The organism is uncultured Turicibacter sp., from assembly GCF_938044715.1.
Classification (GTDB): Bacteria; Bacillota_I; Bacilli_A; order MOL361; family Turicibacteraceae; genus Turicibacter; species Turicibacter sanguinis.
On the sequence record NZ_CALIOS010000090.1, the window covers coordinates 1 to 7,387 of the forward strand.

At 34.4% G+C, this 7,387-nt stretch carries 5 protein-coding genes; 4 read left to right on the forward strand and 1 reads right to left on the reverse strand.

The window, feature by feature from the left end:
* Window positions 1-1,575 (forward strand): ABC transporter ATP-binding protein (locus tag QWC74_RS09335; protein WP_288993993.1); only part of this gene is annotated, 1,575 nt, incomplete at its 5' end.
* On the forward strand, window positions 1,575-2,405 hold the full coding sequence (locus QWC74_RS09340) for an energy-coupling factor transporter transmembrane protein EcfT (protein ID WP_006784723.1): 831 nt from the start codon (window positions 1,575-1,577) through the stop codon (window positions 2,403-2,405). The genes QWC74_RS09335 and QWC74_RS09340, both read left to right, overlap by 1 nt.
* A 538-nt stretch (window positions 2,406-2,943) precedes the next feature.
* Here the strand turns inward: QWC74_RS09340 and QWC74_RS09345 are convergent.
* On the reverse strand, window positions 2,944-3,579 hold the full coding sequence (locus QWC74_RS09345; RefSeq protein ID WP_288993994.1) for a hypothetical protein: 636 nt from the start codon (window positions 3,577-3,579) through the stop codon (window positions 2,944-2,946).
* Between the two features lie 242 nt (window positions 3,580-3,821).
* Here QWC74_RS09345 and QWC74_RS09350 point away from each other — a divergent pair, with 242 nt between their 5' ends.
* Both QWC74_RS09350 and QWC74_RS09355 read left to right on the forward strand, forming a co-directional pair.
* On the forward strand, window positions 3,822-5,117 hold the full coding sequence (locus QWC74_RS09350; RefSeq protein WP_006784721.1) for a Na+/H+ antiporter NhaC family protein: 1,296 nt from the start codon (window positions 3,822-3,824) through the stop codon (window positions 5,115-5,117).
* 239 nt (window positions 5,118-5,356) lie between these two features.
* Window positions 5,357-7,303 (forward strand): translation factor GTPase family protein, encoded by a 1,947-nt coding sequence (locus QWC74_RS09355; protein WP_006784720.1) that lies wholly within the window; start codon window positions 5,357-5,359, stop codon window positions 7,301-7,303.
* Window positions 7,304-7,387: the final 84 nt, after the last annotated feature.

The following is a 7,387-nucleotide window of genomic DNA, read 5'->3' on the forward strand; positions in this document are numbered from 1 at the left end:
TCTGGGAAAAGGACGTTAGCTCATTGTATTAATGGATTAGTGCCTAATATTTATAAAGGTCAGTTAAGTGGAAATCTTAAAATTAAAGGTGAAAATGCTCTAAAGCATAATCTGTTTAAACGATCTAATTATGTAGGGACAGTTCTTCAAAATCCCGATGACCAATTTATTGGCTTAACGGTAGGAGAGGATATTGCGTTTAAACTTGAAAATTTAGAAGTGCCACAAGCTGAAATGAAGTCAATTGTGAATGAAGTCTCTACACTTGTTGATATCAAGACGCATTTAAAATCTGCTCCACACGAATTATCAGGCGGACAAAAGCAACGTGTTACGCTTGCCGGTGTTATGGTGGATGATATTGATATTTTATTATTTGATGAACCATTAGCCAATTTAGACCCAGCAGCTGGAGAGCAGACAATGTCATTAATTGATGAAATTTCAAGAAAAACGCATAAAACGATTGTGATTATTGAGCATCGTTTAGAAGACGTTTTACAGGCATGCATTGATCGAATTATTGTAATGAATGAAGGTTGTATTATTGCTGATATGACACCAAATGAGTTATTAGCCTCAAATCTTTTATCTCAAATTGGAATTCGCGAACCTTTATATGTGACAGCGTTAAAATACGCAAATTGCGAGATTTTAGCGAGTATGAATCCACAATCTTTAAATCAAATGGATTTATCAAGATGTCAAGAGGCACCTCATCGTTGGTATGATCAGACGGAAATTCAAAAAGAACGAAATCAGGAAGACATTTTGCTTGAGTTTAAGAAAGTTTGTTTTGGTTATCAATCTGATAGCTTAACCTTAAAGGATGTCTCATTCCAAATTCGTAAAGGTGAAATGTTGAGTTTAGTTGGAAAAAATGGCGCAGGAAAATCAACAATTTCAAAGTTGATTAGTGGATTTTATCAACCGATTTCAGGAACGATTTTATTGAATGGCGAAGATATGGGAACTCAAACGATTAAGGAACGAGCAGATAAGATAGGGCTTGTGATGCAAAATCCGAATCAGATGATTTCAAAGACAAAAATTTTTGATGAAGTGGCTCTTGGACTTCGTGTTCGTGGGGTATCAGAAACAGAAGTTCAGGAACGTGTGATTGAAACATTAAAAATCTGTGGTCTTTATCCATATCGTAATTGGCCGATTTCAGCTTTAAGCTTTGGTCAGAAAAAACGTGTAAGTATTGCAGCTATTTTGGTTTTAAATCCAGAACTTTTAATTTTAGATGAGCCAACTGCCGGACAAGATTTACGTCATTACACCGAAATTATGGAGTTTTTAGTCGAACTTAATCAACGTGGCATTACCATTTTAATGATTACACATGACATGCATTTAATGCTTGAATACACAACTCGTGCCATTGTGATTACAAATGGGGAAGTGTTAGCTGATACGTCAACGTGGCATGTTTTAACTGACGATCAACTGATTGAAGCCTCTCATTTAAAGAAAACATCACTTTATCAACTGGCCATGCAGACAGGACTTCCGAGTGCGGTGGACTTTATTCGAAAATTTATTTTTGCAGATAAGGCGGTGAGAACTTAATGAATACTAAACTGCTTGCTTATATTGATGTGGATTCACCCATACACCGTTTAACAGGGAGTACGAAGCTAATTTGCTTTTTACTTTGGTCTATCACGGCGATGTTAAGTTATGATACGCGTGTTCTTGGGATGATGTTTATCATCAGTTTAATTTTATTTAAGCTATCAAAAGTTGAATTTAAACAAGTGGCGCTCGTCTTTTATTTTATTTTAATTTTCTTAGTTATCAATAATATAGCGGTCTTTATTTTTTCCCCAGTTGAAGGCGTTCATATTTACGGAACACAGCATGATTTGTTTAAATTATTTGGACCGTATGTCTTAACGCAGGAACAATTATTTTATCAATTTAATATGACCTTGAAGTACTTAACGATTATTCCCCTTGGTTTAGTCTTCTTATCAGCAACTGATCCAAGTGAATTTGCAGCGTCACTATCCAAAATTGGAATTAGTTATCGACTGGCTTATTCTGTTGCGATTGCTATGCGTTATATTCCAGATATTCAACGTGATTTTGTTGAGATTTCTCAAGCTCAGCAAGCGCGTGGAATTGATATGTCTAGCAAGGCAACATTATGGGTTCGTCTTAAAAATACGTCTGCCATTTTAATGCCTCTTATTTTGACTAGTTTAGATCGTATTGAAACAATCAGCTATGCGATGGAATTAAGGGCATTCGGTAAACATAAAAAACGCACCTTTTATTCTGAACGTCCGTTTTTAAAGCGAGATGCTTATACACTTGTAGGATTTAGCGTTTTAATGGCCATTTTTTTAGTTATTACCTTTTCTAATGGAACGCGCTTTTATAATCCTTTTATTTAAATAAAAAATCGTCATGATTTGTTTCATGACGATTTTTTTGTTTTAATGCGATTATTTTAAAAAATTCTTATCTTATAAAAGAAGGGGGGATAGGGTGGAATTTTGACTAGAACGGTGAAGGGATATGAAGAGATGGTAAACTCAAAAAATGAAGCCGATATTAGAAGTAGAACGAGTTAAAAGTGTGCTACCTGATTTAATTCTCTAAACGTTTGAACAGGTAGCAGTTAGCTTACTTCATTTAGAAAAAACATTCATGAAAGCAATTAAAATATTGATTGAAAAGATCAATTAAGTGAGGCGTTGATTGTGTTCAAAATTTATACTATCTAGTTCATAATGATTTTTTGAACCAGATGACATACATGCTTTTCTCAAGCCGCCTATAAAGTAAAAAAACATTGTTTATGCACAGATTAAGATTTGATTATTCTTAAATAAGAAAAAAAAGTCTATTAGATAGGGATTACCTATTAAAAATTTGAGTCGACATTAAGGAAAAGGAGCCTCTTAAAGGCGGCTCCTTTTCTACTTTAGTTCAATGTAATAGATTTTTAGGTAGAATAGCTGTTTTTTTCCAAGCATAATAGACACTTGGTTGATAGACTTGAGGTTCTTTAATTTTTTCTAAGAAGGTTGCTGCTTCTTCATCAGCGGTAAAAATCGCTTTGATAGCAGGGCATATTTTTAATGCTTGATCGTATCGGTAAGTATTTTCACAAGGTGTAGCGGGTCCTGTACGCCATCTGATTAATAAAATTTCCTCAAGTGTTAGACGAATATATTGCTGCGCAATAATGACGCTTTTTTCTCCATGACCGAGAGGAAAATCATCGATGCAGTCATAGGTGAAGTAGCATTCTTTTTCATTTTTTTGATTGTATCGAAGTTTTAAAACGGGTTTGAAAATATTCACTTTACATAAATCATGTAAATAGCCTGCTAAGTAGATACTTTCAAGTGTTAATCCTAGATGGAATCGTTTGTTTTTTTCGATTAGTAATTCAACAACGTTATGACTATGGATGGCTAATCCATATGGATAATTACAATGCCCCCTTACACTAGCAGGTGCAAGGAAGTAATCACTTTTATTTAGAAATTTTATTAGGTCTTCCATTCCTTCCCGCTCAATGGAGTTAAGTCGGCCTAAGATTACTTGCTTTACACTCATTATTATGTCTCTCCTACATTTATAAACGTTTTCTTTACTATATCTTATATGAGTAGTGAAAGTATCGGAATTTTTGTCGAAAGAAATGAGTTTTTTTTGACTAAATGTAAAGAAGTTATGTAAAATGATGTTCTAAATAGTTGACAACATTCGACAATCAAAGTAAACTTAAAAAGTCTATAAATTTTTAGGCTAAACTATCAACAATGAAGCTATATGTAGGTTTGTAGGAGGTTGAGAAAATGAATAAGTTGAAAGATAAGGGAAATCCGTGGGCGTTATTACCGCTAGGATTATTTTTAGTATTGTTTGTGGGAAGTGGAGTTATCACAGGTGATTTTTACTATATGCCGGTGTTAGTTGCGTTTATGTTAGCAGCTGCTTGTGCCTTTTTATTTAATCGTACAGCAACCTTTAACGAGAAAATCGCCGTTTTTTGTAAGGGAGCAGGTCATGAAAATATTATCATGATGATTGTTATTTTTTTATTAGCTGGAGCTTTTTCAGGTGTTGCAAAATCTATTGGTGCCGTGGACGCAACCGTAAATATGAGTTTATCTGTGTTACCCCCTAATTTAGTCGTTGCAGGATTGTTTATTATTGCAAGTTTTATTTCTATTTCAATGGGAACATCGGTTGGAACGATTACGGCTTTAACACCAATTGGATTAGGGATTGCTAATGCCACAGGAATTCCTGTGGCTCTTGTTGTTGGAGCGGTTGTAGGGGGAGGAATGTTCGGTGATAATTTATCGATGATTTCTGATACAACGATTGCTGCTGTTAGAACTCAAGGTTGTGAATTAAAGGATAAGTTTAAAGTAAACTTCTTTATCGTCTTACCAGCTGCGATTATTTCTTTGATATTATTAGTCGTGACGACAATGTCATTTGATCAAACCACAACGATGGTTGGAAGTTTTGAGTGGATTAAAGTTTTACCGTACTTATATATTTTAGTGGGTGCATTAGTCGGAATTAATGTATTTGCTTTATTAAGTAGTGGGGTGTTAGTAGCAGGAGTGATTGGGTTATTTACACACGCGGCTACTCTACCAGATTTAATTCAATCGGCGTCTTCAGGAATGGCTGGAATGCAAGAATTAGCTATCATTTGTTTAATTGTAGGGGGAACACTAGAGTTAATTAAGTTTAATGGTGGGATTCAATTTTTATTACATCTTTTAACTTCTCGAATTAAATCTAAAAAAGGTGCTGAATTTGCTATTGCAGGATTAGTTAGTTTAGTTGATATTTGTACAGCTAACAATACGATTGCCATTGTGGTATCTGGTCCTCTAGCAAAAAATATTGCTGATGAATATGAGATTGATCCTAAGCGTTCGGCTAGTTTATTAGATATTTTCTCATCATGTTGGCAAGGTTTAATTCCATACGGAGCTCAACTTTTAGGAGCAGCTGGTTTAGCAGCTATTTCTCCATTTGAAATTATCCCATATGTTCATTATCCAATGTTAATGGGACTTTTCGGATTATTAGCCATTATGTTTGGTTTTCCGAAAATAAATAAAAAATAATCAAAAAAGCACCGCATGAAGCGGTGCTTTTTTGATAAGTAGAAAAATAGGATAGGGGATAAAAACTTGGGGAGAGTTTATCCGTTTTTAGAGTGGTGTATTTTCTAACCATGCTATTATCTCATATTATTTGAAGGATAGCAATTATTTTTAGAACAAATGTTCGAATAATGTTATAAGGACAGTTTAAAAAAGATTTGATATAATAAAAAAATAAGTTTATAAATAGAGGTGTCATCATGAAAAAAACGATTGGAATGTTTGCGCATGTGGATAGTGGTAAAACAACATTAGCAGAGCAACTTCTTTATTTAACGAATTCCATTAGGCAATGTGGACGTGTCGATCATCAAAGCTCTTTTTTAGATCATCACGATATTGAAAAAAAACGTGGGATTACAGTATTTGCAGAACAAGCAACTTTTTCTTATAATGGTCATGACTATTATTTAATTGATACACCTGGGCACATTGATTTTTCAACGGAGATGGAACGCTCTATTCAGATTATGGACTATGTGATATTAGTTATCAGTGCAGTCGAGGGGATTCAGGGCCATACGGAAACGATTTGGAATTTATTAGAGAGGTATCAGATTCCGATTTTTATTTTTATTAATAAAATAGATCGTGAAGGCACCGATCTTTCAACTCTCTTAAACGAAATAGAGCAGAAATTTAAAGTCGATTCCATTTTTATTGAAGCGAGTGAACAAATTAAAGAGTTATCATTAGAAATAATTGAAACAGTTGCTCAAACAGATGAGTCTTTAATGTCAGAATATTTTGAAGGAAATCTTGAACGTGATTATTGGATTAAAGCTCTTAAAGTTAAAATAAAGCAAAAAAAGATGATCCCCGTTATGGCGGGTTCTGCTTTAAAGAATATCGGAATTGCTGATTTTTTATGGGTGCTAGATGAATTAACTGAAACAAACTACTCCATACAGGATTCTTTTTCAGGACGTGTGTATAAAATTCGATATGATGAAAAAGGGGAAAGAGTCACTTTTCTTAAATTATTATCGGGTTCGTTATCCGTTAAAGATACGTTTATTCACCAAAAGACGCAATGTCAGGAAAAGATTAATCAGATTCGAGTCTATCAAGGAAGTAAATATGAAAGTGTCTCTTATGTCGAGGCAGGACAATTAGTTGGTGTGACGGGATTATGTGATTTTAGAATTTTTGATGGGATAGGTGACTTAGTTGAAAGACACTCTTGTGAATTATTGCCTGCCTTAAGTGTGACGGTTCTTTATGATTCATCTATCAATCCCCTTGAGATGTTATCTTATTTTAGGCGATTAGAGGATGAGGATCCTTCGCTAGGTGTTGTTTGGAATGAAGAGACCAAACAAATTCAGATTCAAATTATGGGCATCATTCAATTAGATGTTTTGAAGAATCTGATGAAAGAGAGATATCACAAGGATATTTCATTTGGACCGTGTGAGGTGATTTATCTTGAAACGATTGCTGATTCAGTGATTGGGAGAGGACATTATGAACCATTAAAGCATTATGCAGAAGTTCATCTTTTAATTGAGGCCGCAGACCGAGGGTGTGGAGTCCAGTTTCAATCGAATTGTCATATAGAACAGTTACCAATCAATTATCAAAATCTCATCAAACAGCAAGTATTAGAAAGAAAAATTGTAGGGATTTTAACAGGGTCTCGAGTCACGGATATTAAAGTAACGTTATTAACGGGAGCAGCTCATCCTAAGCATACGAGTGGAGGAGATTTTTATGAGGCAACATCTCGTGCGATTCGTCAAGGTTTAGAAAAAGCAAACTCAATAATTTTAGAACCGTATTACGATTTTAAAATAGAAGTTGATCTATCGTTAATGGGAAAAGTTATCACGGATATTCAAAAATCTGCTGGGACATTTGAATCGCCAGTCACTAGAAATGATCAATGTATTATTAAAGGGAGAGTTCCTGTTGCAACATTTATGGATTATCCCATTGAATTTTTATCTTATACAAAAGGATTAGGGAAAATTTCATTGCGTGTTAGGGGATATGATGTGTGTCATAACCAAGCAAGTATCATTGAATTGAAACAATATAATAAAGAGGAGGATCGCTCAAATCCTTCTGCCTCTATTTTTTGTTCAAAAGGAAGCGGGTTTATTGTTCCTTGGGATTTAGCGGATGATTATATGCATTGTGATTAACAGATGGTAAAGAGTTACCATCTTTTTTTATCCTGAGTTGTCAATTTAAATCAGACAATTATTCATCACAAACTAAGCAATTGG

Bases quoted from the DNA above. Each gene is read 5' to 3' on its own strand.
- QWC74_RS09340 (WP_006784723.1), top strand. From the start codon at position 1,575: ATGAATACTAAACTGCTTGCTTATATTGATGTGGATTCACCCATACAC.
- QWC74_RS09345 (WP_288993994.1), bottom strand. From the start codon at position 3,579: ATGAGTGTAAAGCAAGTAATCTTAGGCCGACTTAACTCCATTGAGCGG.
- QWC74_RS09350 (WP_006784721.1), top strand. From the start codon at position 3,822: ATGAATAAGTTGAAAGATAAGGGAAATCCGTGGGCGTTATTACCGCTA.
- QWC74_RS09355 (WP_006784720.1), top strand. From the start codon at position 5,357: ATGAAAAAAACGATTGGAATGTTTGCGCATGTGGATAGTGGTAAAACA.